We start from the raw sequence: 15,877 nt of genomic DNA, 5'->3' as shown, positions 1-15,877 counted from the left end.
CATGACCGAGTTCACCATGCCCTCACTCGGCGCGGACATGACCGAGGGGCTGCTCCAGGAGTGGCTCGTGGCCCCCGGCGACCAGGTGCGCAAGGGCGATGTCGTGGCGGTCGTGGAGACCGACAAGGCGGCCATCGAGGTCGAGTGCTTCGAGTCGGGAACCGTGGGACGGCTCCTCGTCCCGGCGGGAACCCGGGTACCGGTGGGGACCCCGCTCGCGGTGATCGAGGGCGGGGCCGCGGCGGGGGCGCGGGCGGCCTCCCGGGCACCGGCCGCCGCACCGCACGAGCGCCCCGAACCCCGACGAGAGCCGGCCCGGGAGGCGACGCACACCCGCAGGACGAAGCCGGCCGGCCGGCCCGTACGGACGGCAGCCGGACCCGGGCAGCCCCCACCGCCGGTGCCCACCGAGGCCGCCGCGGCTCTCGGAGCCGGACCGCTGGTGCGGCACCTGGCAGAGCTGCGGGGCGTCGACCTGACGACGCTGCACGGCACCGGCACCGGCGGACGTGTCACCCGCGCCGACGTCGAACACGCCCCGCCGCCCCACGTGTCCAGGGTGCGGTCGACCCCGTACGCCCGACGTCTCGCCCACGACCTCGACGTCGACCTGACGGACGTACGGGGTAGCGGGGACGGCGGGGCGGTACGGGCGGCCGACGTGCGCGCCCGCGCCGGGCAGGGCGAGCGGAAGCGGCCCCAGAACGGGGCACGGCGCACGCCCGCGGCCGTACCGGCCGCCGACCGCCCGGAACAGCGTACGGACGCGATGCGCCGGGCCGTCGCCGAACTCATGAGCCGCTCCAAGCGGGAGATCCCGCACTACTACCTGTCCACCACCATCGATCTCACGGCCGCCGTGGACTGGCTGCACCGGGTCAACCGCGGCCGTCCGCCCGCCGACCGGCTCGTGCCGGCCGCCCTGCTGCTGAGGGCCGCCGCGCTGGCCGCGCGCGCGGTGCCGAGCCTCAACGGCTACTGGCGCGACGACGGGTTCGTCGCCGCGTCCGAGGTGAATCTGGGCGTCGCGGTCTCGCTGCGGCGGGGCGGGCTGCTGGCGCCGGTGATCCACGACGCCGACACCCTGCCGCCCGACGCCCTCATGAACCGTCTCAAGGACCTCGTCGAGCGCACCCGCCGGGGACGGCTGCGCGGCAGCGAGGCGTCCGGCGCCACCCTGACCGTCACCAACCTGGGCGACCAGGGCGTGGAGAGCGTGTACGGCGTCATCCATCCGCCCCAGGTGGCCCTGGTCGGCTTCGGCGCGGTCGTCGAACGGCCCTGGGCGGCCGGAGGCATGCTCGGCGTGCGCCCGGTGGTGACCGCGACCCTGGCCGCCGACCACCGGGCCACGGACGGGGCCGTGGGAGCCCGCTACCTCACGGCGGTCGACCGACTGCTGCGCAGACCGGAGGAGCTGTGAGTCCTGTGCATCCCCTGACCGACGCGGAGGCCACGGCGGTGATCAAGGAGTCGATCACGCGGATCGTTCCCGACGCGGACTTCAGCCTGGTCCGGCCGGACGACCGGTTCCGTGACGTGCTCGAACTCGACTCGCTCGATTTCCTCAGCCTGGTGGAGCTGCTGTCCGAGCGCACCGGAGTCCGTATCGACGAGGAGGACTACCCGGAACTGACCACCCTGGCGGACGCCACGAGGTTCCTGGTCGGCAGGTCCCAGGGCGCGGCCGGTTCCCCACCGTGAGGCCCCCGAGTACGAGGTCGGCGTACCTCGTACTCGGACTCAGGAACCGGACGGAGCGGGCCGGGCGTCGTCCCTCCGCCAGGCCAGGTTCCCGGTGACCGAGACCACGCCGTCCACGCCCCGGCACAGCTGTTCCACGACGGGAATCAGGCTGCGGTACTCCACGGTGCCGCCGAGTTCGACCCGCCCGGCACGCACCTCGACGGTCACGTCCGCCGGTTCGAGCCCGAGCGTGCCGTGCAGCAGGTCCCTGGTGATCTCCTCGCGGATGGGGTCGTCGCCGCGCAGGAAGACCCGCAGCAGGTCACGACGGCTGACGATGCCCAGCAGCCGGTCCGCCTCGTCGACCACGGGCAGCCGCTTGACGTGCTGGGTCTCCATGAGACGGGCCGCCTCCACCACACTCCACTCCGGACGGGCGCACACCGCGGGAGCCGACATCAGCTCCTCGGCCCGGGCCCCCTCGGCCTTCGCCCGTTCCCAGGCCTCCAGGTGCGGGACGGCGGTCCGGCCCGACGGGTCGGTCTGATCGGCGCTCTTGCGCAGCAGGTCGGCCTCGGACACCACCCCCATGGGGCGCCCCAGATCGTCCACCACGGGTACGGCGGTGACGTCGTTCTCCGCCAGCAGCCTGACCAGTTCCTTGAACGGGGTGTCCCGCCGTGCCCGGACGACGGGCCGGGTCATGAGCTCCTCGACCGTTCGGTGGTGCATGGTGCCTCCCGGATACGAGCCGCCCGCCTGGCGGTCGCGGCACTCTCGCCCCCGTGCGGCGCCGGGTCCCGCGTGGCGGGTCGGATACAGACCATTCTGCGGAGAGTTCAGCGATCATGCGAGCTCACCCCGGCGGCCGACGCGTCGTGCCGGCTCCCTGACGCCGGTCGCGCGACGGTGCCGGGGCGAAGACGCGCGGCACCGAGCGCCCATACGGCCACGAGGCGAGCGCCCGCACGGCGTTCACCCCCTCGCTTCTCCCGGGTCGCCGGGCTCCGTGCGGGGCCGGCGGAAGACCGGGGCCTGGCCGGTCCGCCACGGGCGTACGGCGGCCAGCGCCTGTTCGACCGCGGACTCCAGCGCGCCGCTGGTGTCGACCGCCACTGCCGCGGGCCACGGCGGTTCCCTGACGGCCATGGCGCGGGCGATGCCGGGACCGGCGTCGGACGCGCCGGGGGCGCGCGTGCTCAGGCGGGCCTCCGACACATCGACCGGCACGTGGCAGTGCAACGCCGTCAGGTCGGCGCTGACGCGTTCGGCCATCCGCACGGCCGCTTCCCGCTGCCCCGCGTCGGACCAGGTGGCGTCCAGCACGACCGACTCGCCCAGGGACATCAGGGCGGCAGCGCGGTCGAGCAGGGCGGCGTAGGTTCTGGCCGTCCACTCGGGCGTGTACAGCCCCTCGCCGTAGCCGGCGGCCGCGGACTGCCCGGCGGGAATGCCGGCCAGTTCCTTGCGGATCCGGTCGCTGCTGAGCAGCGTGACGCCCAGCCGGTCGGCCAGTGCTCCGGAGAGGGTGGACTTCCCGCTGCCGGGCAGTCCGCCGACGAGGACGAGGCAGACGGCGGAGGCGCGCAGATGCCGCAGTGCGATGGCGGCAAGCAGGCGCGAGGCCGCGTCCGCGCCGGGCGCGCCCTGGCGGGCCTGGATCACCGAGACCTTGGCGCGGACGAAGGCGCGGTAGGCGACGTAGTGGTGCCACAGCGAAGGGGGCGCGGGGTCACCGGAGTACTCGCAGTACCGGGCGAGGAAGTGCGCCGCGGCCTCCGGAGCGCCGAGCCGTTCGAGGTCCATGGCGAGGCAGGCGGCGTCGTCCAGGCCGTCGAGACGGCGCAGACCGTCGTCGAACTCCAGGCAGTCCAGGACACGGGGTCCGTCGTCGAGGCAGAAGATGTCCTCGGCGAGCAGGTCGCCGTGGCCGTCGACCACTCGGCCCTGCTGGATACGGGCGTCGAACAGCCGCCTGCGACCGGCGAGATAGCGGCGCACCAGCCGCTCGGCCTGCGTGCCGCGGTCGGCCCCGGCCGTGTCCGCGGTCAGTGTGCGGACCTGTGCGAAGTTGGCTTCCCACCGCGCGGACAGCGCGTCCCGCGTGCCCTGAGCGTCCACGTCGGGTCCGCGGGGTGCGGCCGCGTGCCAGGCGGCCAGGTGGCGGGCGACGGTCCGAAGGACGTCGTCCACGGCGGCCCCGTCCCGTACGAGGCCGGAGAGACGGCGGTCCTCCGGCATGCGGCGCATCACCACGACTGGTTCGGGCGATTGCTCGTCGGGGCTGCGGAACTCGCCCAGGCCCACGTACACGTCGGGTGCGAAACGGCGGTTGAGGGCGACTTCGCGCTCGCAGGCGGTTCGGCGCGCCGCGACCGTGGTGTAGTCCAGGAATCCGAGATCGACCGGCTTCTTGAGCTTGTAGACCCGGTCACCGACGAAGAACAGCGTCGCGGTGTGCGTCTCGCACACCCCGGCGCGTGGCGGCGGCCCGCCGTCGCGTCCGGCGGTGGAGCGCGACGGGGGCGCGTCGGACCGTGGCACCGGCGGCGCCGGTGTGCCGCGCAGGCCGGGCTCAGTCATGGGGAACGACAGCGACAGGGCAGCGCCCGTGATGGATGGCGGCCTGTGCCACGGGACCGAGGTGGGGCGCCAGACCGGGACGATGCCGGCGCCGGCCCACGACCAGCACCGAGGCCTGCTCGGCAGCCTGTACGACGGCCCTGGCCGGACTTTCCAGCCGGACGCTGTCGGCCACGTCCACCCGGGGGTACTTCTCCCGCCACGGGTGCAGAGCCCTGCCCAGCTGCTCGTGCGCGTCCCGCGTCATCCGCTCCCCGACCTCGTGGTCCACGCCCCAGGGCAGCCGTGCGTGCAGCGGCACGCTGCGGCCGTGGACGGCCAGGAGAGGAACCCCTCTGGCCGCGGCCGTGTGGAAGGCGAAGTCGAGCAGGTTGTCCGAGGAGCCGTGCAGTTTCAGGGCCACGACCACCCGGCCCGGCACGGCCGCGGGCGGTCCCTCCTGCCGGGGCCCGGCCCGCACCAGCACCACGGGCCGCTCGGCCCGGGCGACGACCGGCATGCTGACATCACCCAGGAAATAGCTCTGCACGGGCTCCAGACCTCGCGAACCGAGCACCGTCATCTCCGACTCCGACGCCGCTCGCACGAGGGCGTCCTGGGCGTCGTCGGCGACCAGGCTTCCGACCACGGACAGCCCCGGATGGCGCGCCTGGAGCTCCGCCTGCGCGGTGTGGACGAGACGCTTCGCCCAGTAGTTCTGGTCGACCTCCGCGGGAAGGCGGGCCGGTTCCGGTGCCAGCAGCGGCCATGCGTGCAGCAGGCGCAGGGTGAGCTTGCGTTTCTCGGCCTCGTCGGCGGCCCAGCGGGCGGCGGCGATGCTCTCGGGCGAGCCGTCGAGGCCCACGGTGACGACTGGTTGCACAGCGGCGGCCTCCGTCCCGTAAGAAGTGCCTGACATCGTTCTCCCATTCGAGGATCCCCCGATCCGCTTTTCGCCGCATACGGAGGGCCTCAAGGCGTGGAATCCGGCCTCCAGGGCGTCGTCCCGGCACAGCAGGATCCGCGGCAGGTCGCCGCGGGTGCCGATGCCCATCAGGCGGTCCGCCTGGTCCACCGCGGCCGGCCGCTTGAGTTCCCACGGTGCACAGGAGGCCGGGTGATCGCCCGGTACTCGGCAGACGTGTCGGGGCCGGGCCCGCACGGTCAGTTCTCCTCCGGATCCGGTGGATCCACCGATGCCGGAGCGTCGGCGGGCGGCCGGGACGGCAGAGCGGCGAAGGCCAGCGCGGCACCGGGCGCCGCCACCGCGGCACCGACGGTCAGCCCGGGGTCCATGCCGCCGACGAACGCCGAGCGGGCCGGCGACGCGAGCAGCCTGCCGGACGTACCGCCCACCCGCTGGGCGAGTTCCAACGCCCCGCCGAGCGAGCTGCGCACTTCGCGGTCCGGGACGCCGTCGGCCTTGCCGCCTTCGCCCGATGATGTTCCGCTCCGGCTGCGGCTGTTCGGCCCTCGCCGTGGAGCCTGATGGCCCCTACGCGGAGGGCGCCGACCCGGACAGCATGGAAGGACGACGCTCGAACACGCCGCGGCGGACCGTGGAACGTTCCGTCACGCATACGGAGGTGAAGGGCCAGATGTCGGTTCACGAGGACTTGGTGCACGCCCGGCATGCTCTCGACGAGTTGGTCACAGTGGTGGATCGCATCCGGATCCGCCTCGGGAACGGCCCGGACGTCCGCCGGGCCCGAGCGGACGCCGACCACCTGCGAGAGGACCTCGACCTGTTGCGGCAGAGCGCTGCGGCCGGGGAGCCGACTCCGATTCCCGCGCAGCCGCGGATCGTCTTCATTCCCCGTACGCCGGACGACCCCTCGATGTGGGTCGGCTGCGACGACGAGGGCATCGGCTCGCACCACGGTCCCGAACGGCGGCACACCCGCCCCGCACATCGGCTCTTCCACCGGGATCCGGGTTTGGCCTGAGCCCCCGAGCGGTTCGTGAGGTCCCGAAGATCGTCGGTTCTTTCCCTGGCCGGGCACAACTAGCACACCGCCTCGACGGGTGCGGGGGCCGTTCGGCGCGCCGGGGCCGTTCGGCCCCTGCCGAGGGGACGAACGGCACACGCCCTGCCGTGGGCCGGCCGGTCACCATGAGGGCAGCCGTAAAGGGCGCGGTTTCTGCGCCGAAAGCGCGGACGCGCAGGGAGCAGGTGGGAAGCGGCAGCCCCGTCCCCGGTCTGAGCCGGGTGGGCCCGCGGAGTACCAGGAAGCGGGCTGCCGGAAGCAAGAGACCTCCGCATCCACGAAGAAAGGCCGAAGGCGTCATGGTCCAGACATCATGGACGACGACAGGTGTGTTCACAGGTCAGGGGGGCGTGCGTACCGACGAGGCGGGCGTCGTGACCGGGGAGCTGACCGTGCACACCACGTGGGACGGCAGGCAGGCCGTTGTCAGGGTCCAGTACAGCGGCACCTCCCGGTGGTTCACGCTGACCGGAAGCCCGGTGCCCTGTCCCTCTCGGCAGGGCAGCCGAGATCTGCACCAATCGGTGGTGGAAGCGGTGCGGGCCGGCGGCGGCACGACCGTTCCACACCACGACAAACTGTGGGTACGGCCTTGAGCACCGGGCCGGGGAACCGGCTCCCGTGGGCCCGCCCCCTCGCTGGGTCCGGGGACGGCGTAACGCGGCGGTAAGCCCACGCCCTCGCTCAACCACAGCTCCTGCCCGGGCACCACGGCCAGTTCGGCTCTCGTGGGTGCACCGTCTGTTCGGAACTGGTTGGGAATGCGGGACGGCCGGGGTGAGGATGGAGGTACGCGCACATCACGTCGCTCGCCGTGCCCGCGTGTTCCCCCGCGTTCCGCCGTGTTCCGCCGTGTTCCGCCGCGGAAAGGAGGCCGCATCATGTACTTCGTTGATCGCCGAGACGCCGGCCGACAGCTGGCGGCCCGGCTGAAGCACATCAAGGGTCCCGACGTCGTGGTGCTGGGGCTCCCCCGCGGAGGGGTCCCCGTCGCCGCAGAGGTCGCCCAGGCCCTCGGCGCACCGCTGGATGTCTGCCTCGTACGCAAGCTCGGCGTGCCCGTCCAGCCGGAACTGGGCATGGGCGCCATCGGCGAGGGCGGCGTCCGAGTGATCAACGACGAGGTGGTGCGCAGCGCCCGGGTCACCCCGGACGAGCTGGCCGCGGTCGAGGCGCGCGAGCGGGAGGTGCTGGAGAGCCGCGCCCGACGCTACCGGGGCGGGCGGGAACCCCTGCGGCTCGACGGCCGCACGGTGCTGGTCGTCGACGACGGGGTGGCCACGGGTTCGACCGCGCGAGCGGCCTGCCGGATCGCCCGTGCTCGCGGGGCCGCACGGGTCGTGCTCGCGGTTCCCGTGGCACCGCATGACTGGACCACACGGCTGGGCGCGGACGCCGACGAACTGGTGTGCCCGCACACGCCGTGGAACTTCTACGCCATCGGTCAGTTCTACGCCGACTTCTCCCAGACCGACGACGACGAGGTCGTCGCCTGCCTGGAGGACGCCTTCGCCCGCCCGGTGAGCACCCGCCGGGTTCCGCCGGGTCATGCCCTGCCCGAGGACCGGGAGGCCGCTGTGCGAGCCGGCCCGCTGGTACTGCGGGGAGAGCTCACGGTCCCCGAGGGCGCACCGGGGATCGTGGTGTTCGCGCACGGCAGCGGCAGCAGCCGCCACAGCCCGCGCAACCGGTTCGTCGCGGCCGGCCTGAACCGGGCCGGGCTGGGCACGCTGCTGTTCGACCTCCTCACCGAGGCGGAGGAGTCCGACCGGGCCAACGTCTTCGACACGGACCTGCTCGCCCGTCGGCTCACGGCCGCCACCGGCTGGCTGCGCGAGCAGCCCGAGGCCCGGGCGTCGGCCATCGGATACTTCGGCGCGAGCACCGGTGCGGCCGCCGCGCTCTGGGCCGCCGCCGAGCCGGGGTCAGGGATCGCCGCGGTCGTCTCCCGCGGCGGCAGGCCCGATCTCGCCGGACCGCGGCTGCCGGCGGTGACGGCGCCCACGCTGCTGATCGTCGGGGGCCACGACCAACTGGTTCTCGGTCTCAACCGCGAGGCACAGGCCAGGCTGCGCTGCGAGAACCAGCTCACGGTCGTCCCCGGCGCGACCCACCTCTTCGAGGAACCGGGGACCTTGGAGAAGGTCACCGACCTGGCCCGTGACTGGTTCACCGACCACATGGCCCCGGCCGCTCACGCGGCGGGCAGATTCTGACTGCGGGGCCGCGGGCCCCGCAACGGCGTCTTCCCTTGTGGCCGGTGACCGTGACGCTCTCGATGACCTCGCCCGCCGCGTTCGCCCTGTCCGTCCGGCCGGACGGCCCCCTGTCAGGGCCTTTCGACCCCTGCCGCCCAGGAACGGCTGGGTTGAGGCTGGGGGGCGGGGCCGATGCCGACCGAAGGGCGTGGAACCGGTGATCACACGAGTGCGGATGCCGCACCGGCATCTGACGCCGCCCGCCAAGCCGGGGCCGCCGCACGAGCCGCCCAAGCCTCCGTCCCGGCAACCGCGGCCGCTCGGCGGACGGTGGATGTTCTGGTGGATCCTGATGACGCTCGTCTTGGTCCTGCTGCTCTCGCGCGCCCGCTCCGGGCCCCATGCCACGTCACTGTCCTACAGCGACTTCGTGGCCAAGGTCGGGGCCAGCCAGGTGCAGACGGTCGACGTCAACGACAAGGGCGCGGTCAGCGGCAGCCTGAAGGACGGCACGAAGTTCACCACCCAGATCCCCACCGCGCTGGGCACCGGCGCCCAGCTCCAGCAGCAGCTGACCTCCCACCACGTACAGGTCAAGGCCAGTCAGAGCAGCGGCGGGGGCGGCTCGGCGTGGTTGTCCGTGCTCTTCTCGTTCCTGCCGTTCCTGCTGCTGATCGGCTTCTTCGTGTGGATGGGGCGCCGGGCCGCGGGGTCGGTGACCGGCGGACTGAGCGCCATCGGACGCTCGCGCGCGAAGATCATCGAGGCGGAGCGGCCCACCACCAGGTTCGGCGACATCGCCGGCTACGACGGGGTCAAGCAGGAGATCAGCGAGGTCGTCGACTTCCTGCGCAACCCCGCCCGGTACGCCGCGGCGGGAGCCAAGGGACCCCGTGGCGTGATCATGGTGGGACCGCCCGGTACCGGCAAGACACTCTTCGCGCGGGCGGTCGCCGGCGAGGCGGACGTACCGTTCCTGTCGGTGACCGGCTCCGCGTTCGTGGAGATGTTCGTCGGGGTCGGCGCCTCCCGGGTACGCGACCTGTTCGGCGACGCCCGCAAACGCGCTCCGTCGATCATCTTCATCGACGAGATCGACGCGCTCGGATCGCGTCGCGCCGGCGGGGCCCGGCTGGGCGGCAACGACGAGCGCGAGCAGACCCTGAACCAGCTGCTGTCCGAGATGGACGGCTTCGACGAGGCCAGCGGCATCGTCGTCCTCGCCGCCACCAACCGGCCCGACGCCCTCGACCCCGCCCTGCTGCGCCCCGGGCGCTTCGACCGCCAGGTCACCGTGCCGCTGCCCAACCAGGCCGAGCGGGCCGCGATCCTCGCCGTCCACGCCCGCGACAAGACCCTGGCACCGGACGTCGACCTGGATGCCGTGGCGCGCGCCACGCCCGGGTTCTCCGGCGCGGACCTCGCCAACCTGGTCAACGAGGGCGCCATCAACGCCGTACGCGGCGACCGCACCCGCATCGAACCGCACGACCTGGACGCCGCCCGCGACCGTGTGCTGCTCGGACGACGGGAGTCCTCCAACGCGCTGCTGCCCGAGGAACGCCGCTCGGTGGCCGTCCACGAATCGGGGCACGCCCTGGTCGCGGCGCTGTGCGAGCACGCCGACCCGGTGGCGAAGGTCACCATCCTGCCCGCCGGTGTCACCCTCGGCGTCACCGAACAACTCCCCGAAGCGGAACGACACCTGTACAGCGAGACCTATCTGACCGACCTGCTGGCGGTGCGCCTGGGCGGGCGCGCGGCCGAACTCGTGGTCTTCGGCGAGGGATCGACAGGAGCCGCCAACGACCTGGCCGGAGCCACCCAGATCGCCACCCGCATGGTCCGCGAGTTCGGCCTCTCCCCCGAACTCGGCCCGATCGGCTACGCCTCCACCCACCCGCACTACCTGGGTGAGACCGCCGAGGAGCCCGGCCGGCCGGCGTACTCGGAGCAGACCCAGCGCGTCGTCGACGAGGAGGTCGCCCGCCTGCTGCGCCAGGCCGAACAGCGTGCGATCACGCTGCTGCGCGACCACCGGCCCGCCCTGGAGCGCCTGGCCGAAGACCTGGTCACCCACGAGACCGTCGACGGCTCCGTCGTCCTCGACGCCCTGCGCCAGGAACGCCGCCAGGACGACGGACAGGACGACGGAAGGGACGATGCCCACGCTGTCGACGCGTCATCGCCCCCCGGGCGTCCGTGGCCGGGAGTCCACACGCCGCCCCGTTGACCGGCGATCCCGTGCGCGTGCGGGCTCGCACGAGCTGTCCACGAGCTGTCAGGGGCCATGGTCGCGGGGCCTCGACCGGTCGACCCGGCAGCCGGGGTCAGACGGAGCGGGCGGCTCGCGAGGGGAGCCGGTCCTCGATCTGCGCGCGCACCCGCGCGGTGAGTTCCTCCAGCGCCCGGGACCGGACGGGCCGCACCGGTTCGGGGTCCTCGATTCTCAGTGCGGAGTCCGGCAGCTCCGCGAGGTCCGCGCTCAGGCGCTCGCGGGCGTCCTGCCAGCGGTCCGGCGGCCCGGTGCGCCGCCCGCCGCGCATCACCGTGTGCAGAAGCGGCCGAGTCGACTCCGGTGGCGCTTCGACCGCGAGGGCGATGACGTCGGGGTGCCCGGCGCGGCGGTGGACCTGTTTGCGGCCCGGGGCGGTGACCTTCGCCGAGGACAGCTTCATCACAGGACGGCCGTCGTACTCGACGAGCTTGTACGCGCAGTCCAGGTACGGTGCGTCCGCGGCGACACCGACCCGGGTGCCCACGGCGTACACGTCGATCGGGGCACCGGCGCGTACCAGCCGGGCCACGCCGTACTCGTCGAGACCGCCGCTGGCCACGATCCGCACCTCGGGCAGCCCGGCGGCGTCGAGGACCGCGCGCGCCCCGCGGGCGAGGGCGCCGAGGTCACCGCTGTCCAGGCGGATCGCGCAGCCGGGGCCGCGCCGTAGGTCCTTCAGCACCCGTGCCGCGATCCGCACGCCCGCCTCGGTGTCGTAGGTGTCCACGAGGAGGGTGACCGGGCCGGGGTGGCAGCGCGCGAAGGCGCGGAACGCCTCTTCCTCGTCAGGGAACGCCTCGATGTAGGAGTGCGCCATGGTGCCGGAGGCCGGGAAGCCGAGGGCGGTCGCCGCGGCGACGTTGCTGGTGCCCGCGAAGCCCGCGACGGCTCCCAGGCGGGCCGCCTGGAACCCCGCCCCGGGGCCGTGCGTGCGGCGCAGTGAGAAGTCCACCAACGGATGCCCGGCGGCGGCCAGCACGCAGCGGGCCGCTTTGGACGCCACCACCGTCTGGTGGCAGACCTGGTTCAGGAGGTACGTCTCGACGAGCTGTGCCTGCGGCAGCGGCGCGGTCACCTCCAGCAGCGGCTCGTCCGCGAACACCGCGTGCCCCTCGGGCACCGCCCGCACCTCGCCCTCGAAGGACAGACCGAGCAGCGGCTGCAGGTCCTCCACCGGTCGCTTCAGGGCGGCCGCGAAGTCCTCGACGTCCGCCCGCTCCACGCGGAAACCGGCCAGGAAGTCCAGAGCGGGCTCCAGCCCGGCCGCGACCAGGAATCCCCGGCCGGGGGGCAGGTCCCGGACGAAGAGGCCGAAGGTGGCCGGGGCCCGCATGCCCTCCCGGAGATAGGACAGCGCCATGGTCACTTCGTAGAGGTCGGTGGTGGTGGCGTCGGACATGGTGATCACCGCCGGTCGTGGTGGTCCCCCGCTCTCCAGTCTGACCGCGAACGGCCGGCGGCACAGGGACCTTCAGGGACCTGGACCCGGGCTGTTCGGCCCCCGCCGGGGGTGGGCCCGGCGGGTCGGCCTGGGCGTGCCGGCGGGGAAATCCCGCGGGCTCATGTGCCGGCCGCTTGCCGGTCGGCCGCTCCTTGGGTGTCACCGCCCGCGCCCGCGCCCGCACCGGACAGGGCCGTCACGCCGTCACGGCAGGGCCGTTCGGCTCTGGACGGCCGACGGCGGAACGGAAGACTGGAACGGTAGGAAACCCGACGGACTCCGGAGGTCGCCGTGACCCCGGCAGGAGCACTTCTCCACGGGGCCGAGGCAAGGCTCGCGACGCTGTCGCAGGCCAGGTGGAGAACCCGCTCACCACCCGTCTGATGTACAACCCGGAAGGCGGACACCGTGACCCGCACCATCACCGTAGGCGTTGACGGCTCGCCGGAATGCCGCGCCGCCACCGACTGGGCGGCCCGTGAGGCGAGGCTGCGAGCCCTGCCTCTGAAGCTCCTCCGTGTGTGCGAGCCGGCGCCCGGGACGGGGGCACAGCGGTCCGGATCGGAGACGGAGTACGACCGGGCGGAACGGATGCTCGCCGAGGCAGTGGCCGAACTCCGGATGCACCACCCCACCGTGGACGTGCTCACCGATCGGGTCACCGGGAACCCGGTCCCCGCCCTGGCCGAGGCGGCGGACGCGGCGGAGCTGCTGGTGCTGGGCTCACGCGGCCTCGGCGGCCTCGGCGGGTTCCTCCTCGGCTCGGTCAGCCTGAACGTCATCGTCCGCACCGCCCGGCCCCTGGTGCTCGTCAGGGCGGGAGAGGACGCCGCCGGTGACCCGTCCGCCACCCCGCCCGTCAGGCCCGTCGTCGTCGGCCTGGACATCAGCGCCGACGACGACACAGTCCTGGAGTTCGCCTTCGAGGCCGCCGCGCGCCGGGGCGCGGCCCTGAGGGTGGTCCACGGCTGGACCCAGCCGCCCGGCGAGTTCCGCCGCTTCCACGGCGTCGAGCTCCACGCCTCGCTCGCGCGACAGCAGGCCACCGCTCTCACCGACGCGCTGCGTCCCTGGCGGCTGAAGTTCCCGGACCTCAAGGTCATCGAGGCAAGCCGTTGCGGTGGTGCGGCGCAGGTCCTCGTCGACGCTTCCCGCGACGCCGCCCTGACCGTCGTGGGCCGCCGGATCCGCACCGGCGCCCTCGGTGCGCACATCGGCCACGTCACCCACGCCGTCCTGCATCACGTGCTCGCGCCTGTCGCCGTGGTCGCGCACGACCGCTGAGGCACTTCGGTCGCGCGGCGGGGCCTCGCTGTCAGGACGGCACCGCCCGGGGCGGGCTGCCGGTCGGCGCTCCGTCGTCGACGGCGCCGGCCCGCACGGCCCGCCCGGACCGCCGTGCGGCTGTCCGAGGAGCCGGTGCGACGGACGCCGCGACCGCCCCGGCCCGCGACCGGTGCACCGGCCACGGGGCCCCCGTCCACGTGCGGCACCCCGTCGCGCGGAGTGTTCGCCCCTCACCCGCGACGGCCTTAGCGTGGAAGGGTGCGCGAAGGCGTGGTCACCCTGTTCCTCGGCGGGGACGTGATGCTCGGCCGGGGGGTGGACCAGATTCTCCCCCATCCCGGTCATCCCGCGCTGCGGGAGACGTACGTCCGCGACGCCCGGGCCTACGTGGACATGGCCGAGGCGGCGAACGGGCCGATTCCCCGGCCGGTCGGCTTCCGCTGGCCGTGGGGCGAGGCACTGGCGGTCCTGGACGCCGTCGCCCCCGATGTCCGGGTGGTCAATCTGGAGACCGCTGTCACCGGTGACGGGGACTTCGCACCCGGCAAGGGCGTCCACTACCGGATGAACCCGGCCAACCTGCCGTGCCTGGCCGCGGCCCGCCCGGACGTCTGCGCCCTGGCCAACAACCACGTGCTGGACTTCGGCCCGCATGGCCTCCACGAGACGCTCGACGCCCTGGGAGAGGCGGGACTGCGGTGCGCGGGGGCCGGGCGGAACGAGATGCGGGCGAGGCGGCCGGCGATCGTGCCCCTGGCCACGGACGGGCGCGTGCTGGTCTTTTCGTTCGGGTTGCCGTCCAGCGGTATTCCGGTGGGCTGGGCCGCCACGGGGCAGCGGGGCGGCGTCGACGTCGTCATGGAGCCGTCGGTGGCCGCCGCGTCCGCGTTCGCCGAGCGTCTGCGACAGGTCCGGCGGCCGGGGGACATCGCGGTCGCCTCGGTCCACTGGGGCCCCAACTGGGGCTATCACGTCTCCCGCGCCGAGATCCGCTTCGCCCATGCGCTCGTCGACTCGGGCGTGGACATCGTGCACGGACATTCCTCGCATCACCCGCGCCCGCTCGAGGTGTACGGAGACAGGCTCGTCCTCTACGGCTGTGGCGACCTCGTCGACGACTACGAGGGCATCACCGGACACGACAGCTACCGGGACGACCTCAGAGTGCTGTACCTGGTGTCGGTGGAGGCCGACAGCGGCCGACTGGTCGACGTGCGCATGGTGCCCCTACAGGCGCGCAGGATGCGGCTGGAGCACGTCTCACCCGAGGACGCCGCGTGGCTGCGCGCCACCCTCGACAGACACAGCCGTGAGTTCGGCACCCGCGTCGACGGCTCGTCCGACGGAACACTCACGCTGCGGTCCCTGCGCGCCGGGCAGCACGCATGACGCCGATATCGAGACCCCAGGGGGCAGGCCGGCGTCGCGGAGCGTCGTGCTTCCGTCGGCCGGCGAACCGCCGCGTCCCGCTCCGCGCCGGAGGGCGAACGGGCCGCGGTGCGCCCGGCGGGCCGGCCACCGGCCGGTGAGCCGGCGCACGCCCGCCGGGTCCCGTCCCTCAGCTGTCGCGTCCCGCCAGCACCCACTTCGAGGGCAGGACGATCCGTTCGCCGTCCGGGGTGGCTTCCGTGGTCGTCAGCGGGAGTTCGCCGGTCGCGAGGACGGTGAGACCGGCATTGCGCAGGTACTCCGGGACCGCCGCGTCGGCGACCTCGCCGGGGGCGATGCCGTGCCGGAAGACCGGGGCGAGCTTGGGCGGCGGTCCCGACGGGCTCTGGGCGAGGGCGCCGAGGACGGGACGGGCGGCCTCGGAGAGCTCGACGAGGAAGGCGCGGCCGCGGCTGCCGACGAGCGTGGCGATCGCGTCGATCACCGGCTGCCGGTCGCCGGGTTCGCACTGGTGCAGAACGCCCCGCATGTAGACGTTGGCGTCACCGAGCTCCGCGTGCAGCGCCTCGGCCTCGCTCTTCTCGGCCGCGTCGAGGAGCCGGTAGCCGGCCTGTCCGGCGGGGTCGGCGTGCCGGGCGTGGTCGAGGGCGGCCTCGGCTATGTCGGTGCCGAGGACCCGCGGGAAGCGTTCGGCGAGGTAGCGGGTCTGGGTGCCGTTGCCGCAGCCGAGGTCGACCAGGGGCAGGCCGGGGTCCGCAAGATGCGGTTCGAAGAGGGGGACGTGCACGGCGGCGGTCACCGCCGGGTCGGCGTCCCAGAACACCGCCCCCGGCTCGTCGGGCGCCTCACGCCAGAAGCCCTCCCAGGCACCGCGGTATCGACTCGTCACGCTCATGGCCCGACTCCCCAGGACGCAGCCGCATATGACCCGCCGTTGGTGACGGGCCCGTACGGTTTACCCTGCGTCCCTTTCGGCCACAAGCGCCCGGCGCGTTCCTTCGCCCCGCGTTCGACGGACGTGCGCCCCCTGGACCAGCGCCCTGAACCG

The 15,877-nt window shown here is 73.6% G+C and carries 14 protein-coding genes; 8 read left to right on the top strand and 6 right to left on the bottom strand.

What is annotated here, in order from left to right:
• Position 1 precedes the first annotated feature (1 nt).
• Entirely contained in the window at positions 2 to 1,423 is a 1,422-nt protein-coding gene (locus AB0P24_RS06670) for a dihydrolipoamide acetyltransferase family protein (RefSeq protein ID WP_365791112.1), read from the top strand.
• Positions 1,424 to 1,428: 5 nt separating this feature from the next.
• Positions 1,429 to 1,704, top strand: a complete 276-nt coding sequence (locus AB0P24_RS06665; RefSeq protein WP_365791111.1) for an acyl carrier protein — start codon at positions 1,429 to 1,431, stop codon at positions 1,702 to 1,704.
• A gap of 39 nt (positions 1,705 to 1,743) precedes the next feature.
• Here the strand turns inward: AB0P24_RS06665 and AB0P24_RS06660 are convergent, their stop codons facing one another.
• The 4 genes from AB0P24_RS06660 to AB0P24_RS06645 all read right to left on the bottom strand — a co-directional run bounded on the left by AB0P24_RS06660 (position 1,744) and on the right by AB0P24_RS06645 (position 5,646).
• Positions 1,744 to 2,418, bottom strand: coding sequence for a CBS domain-containing protein (locus AB0P24_RS06660; RefSeq protein WP_365791110.1), 675 nt, complete (start codon positions 2,416 to 2,418; stop codon positions 1,744 to 1,746).
• Positions 2,419 to 2,661: 243 nt separating this feature from the next.
• The gene (locus tag AB0P24_RS06655; RefSeq protein WP_365791145.1) at positions 2,662 to 4,158 is read right to left on the bottom strand and encodes an AAA family ATPase; all 1,497 of its coding nucleotides are present in this window, start codon (positions 4,156 to 4,158) and stop codon (positions 2,662 to 2,664) included.
• A 103-nt stretch (positions 4,159 to 4,261) separates the two neighbouring features.
• Positions 4,262 to 5,131: a universal stress protein gene (locus AB0P24_RS06650; RefSeq protein WP_365791109.1), complete on the bottom strand. Its 870-nt coding sequence runs from the start codon at positions 5,129 to 5,131 to the stop codon at positions 4,262 to 4,264.
• A gap of 281 nt (positions 5,132 to 5,412) precedes the next feature.
• Positions 5,413 to 5,646 carry a hypothetical protein gene (locus AB0P24_RS06645; RefSeq protein WP_365791108.1) on the bottom strand — a complete coding sequence of 78 codons (234 nt, stop codon included), beginning with the start codon at positions 5,644 to 5,646 and terminating at the stop codon, positions 5,413 to 5,415.
• Positions 5,647 to 5,846: 200 nt separating this feature from the next.
• Between AB0P24_RS06645 and AB0P24_RS06640 the strand changes: the two genes are divergently transcribed.
• The 4 genes from AB0P24_RS06640 to ftsH all read left to right on the top strand — a co-directional run bounded on the left by AB0P24_RS06640 (position 5,847) and on the right by ftsH (position 10,667).
• Positions 5,847 to 6,194 carry a hypothetical protein gene (locus AB0P24_RS06640; RefSeq protein ID WP_365791107.1) on the top strand — a complete coding sequence of 116 codons (348 nt, stop codon included), beginning with the start codon at positions 5,847 to 5,849 and terminating at the stop codon, positions 6,192 to 6,194.
• A gap of 341 nt (positions 6,195 to 6,535) precedes the next feature.
• Complete coding sequence (locus AB0P24_RS06635; protein ID WP_365791106.1) at positions 6,536 to 6,832, top strand: hypothetical protein; 297 nt, start codon at positions 6,536 to 6,538, stop codon at positions 6,830 to 6,832.
• Between the two features lie 285 nt (positions 6,833 to 7,117).
• Positions 7,118 to 8,452: a phosphoribosyltransferase family protein gene (locus tag AB0P24_RS06630; protein WP_365791105.1), complete on the top strand. Its 1,335-nt coding sequence runs from the start codon at positions 7,118 to 7,120 to the stop codon at positions 8,450 to 8,452.
• A 217-nt stretch (positions 8,453 to 8,669) separates the two neighbouring features.
• The gene (ftsH, locus tag AB0P24_RS06625; RefSeq protein ID WP_365791144.1) at positions 8,670 to 10,667 is read left to right on the top strand and encodes an ATP-dependent zinc metalloprotease FtsH; all 1,998 of its coding nucleotides are present in this window, start codon (positions 8,670 to 8,672) and stop codon (positions 10,665 to 10,667) included.
• A 97-nt stretch (positions 10,668 to 10,764) separates the two neighbouring features.
• On the opposite strand, the gene AB0P24_RS06620 is transcribed toward ftsH, so the two are convergent.
• Entirely contained in the window at positions 10,765 to 12,111 is a 1,347-nt protein-coding gene (locus AB0P24_RS06620; protein WP_365791104.1) for a nicotinate phosphoribosyltransferase, read from the bottom strand.
• A gap of 450 nt (positions 12,112 to 12,561) precedes the next feature.
• Here AB0P24_RS06620 and AB0P24_RS06615 point away from each other — a divergent pair, with 450 nt between their 5' ends.
• Both AB0P24_RS06615 and AB0P24_RS06610 read left to right on the top strand, forming a co-directional pair.
• Entirely contained in the window at positions 12,562 to 13,437 is an 876-nt protein-coding gene (locus tag AB0P24_RS06615) for a universal stress protein (protein WP_365791103.1), read from the top strand.
• 261 nt (positions 13,438 to 13,698) lie between these two features.
• Complete coding sequence (locus tag AB0P24_RS06610) at positions 13,699 to 14,829, top strand: CapA family protein (protein WP_365791102.1); 1,131 nt, start codon at positions 13,699 to 13,701, stop codon at positions 14,827 to 14,829.
• 169 nt (positions 14,830 to 14,998) lie between these two features.
• Here the strand turns inward: AB0P24_RS06610 and AB0P24_RS06605 are convergent, their stop codons facing one another.
• The gene (locus tag AB0P24_RS06605; RefSeq protein ID WP_365791101.1) at positions 14,999 to 15,724 is read right to left on the bottom strand and encodes a class I SAM-dependent methyltransferase; all 726 of its coding nucleotides are present in this window, start codon (positions 15,722 to 15,724) and stop codon (positions 14,999 to 15,001) included.
• Positions 15,725 to 15,877: the final 153 nt, after the last annotated feature.

Origin of the sequence: Streptomyces sp. NPDC086519 (genome assembly GCF_040686075.1) — a bacterium.
Lineage (GTDB): Bacteria > Actinomycetota > Actinomycetes > Streptomycetales > Streptomycetaceae > Streptomyces > Streptomyces shenzhenensis.
Note: the sequence above shows the minus strand (reverse complement) of the source record. Positions and strands in the feature narration are given on the sequence as shown.

Excerpts from the sequence above, each read along its gene's own strand:
- AB0P24_RS06640 (WP_365791107.1), top strand. The coding sequence starts at position 5,847 with ATGTCGGTTCACGAGGACTTGGTGCACGCCCGGCATGCTCTCGACGAG.
- AB0P24_RS06605 (WP_365791101.1), bottom strand. The coding sequence starts at position 15,724 with ATGAGCGTGACGAGTCGATACCGCGGTGCCTGGGAGGGCTTCTGGCGT.
- AB0P24_RS06660 (WP_365791110.1), bottom strand. The coding sequence starts at position 2,418 with ATGCACCACCGAACGGTCGAGGAGCTCATGACCCGGCCCGTCGTCCGG.
- AB0P24_RS06635 (WP_365791106.1), top strand. The coding sequence starts at position 6,536 with ATGGTCCAGACATCATGGACGACGACAGGTGTGTTCACAGGTCAGGGG.
- ftsH (WP_365791144.1), top strand. The coding sequence starts at position 8,670 with ATGCCGCACCGGCATCTGACGCCGCCCGCCAAGCCGGGGCCGCCGCAC.
- AB0P24_RS06620 (WP_365791104.1), bottom strand. The coding sequence starts at position 12,111 with ATGTCCGACGCCACCACCACCGACCTCTACGAAGTGACCATGGCGCTG.
- AB0P24_RS06630 (WP_365791105.1), top strand. The coding sequence starts at position 7,118 with ATGTACTTCGTTGATCGCCGAGACGCCGGCCGACAGCTGGCGGCCCGG.
- AB0P24_RS06670 (WP_365791112.1), top strand. The coding sequence starts at position 2 with ATGACCGAGTTCACCATGCCCTCACTCGGCGCGGACATGACCGAGGGG.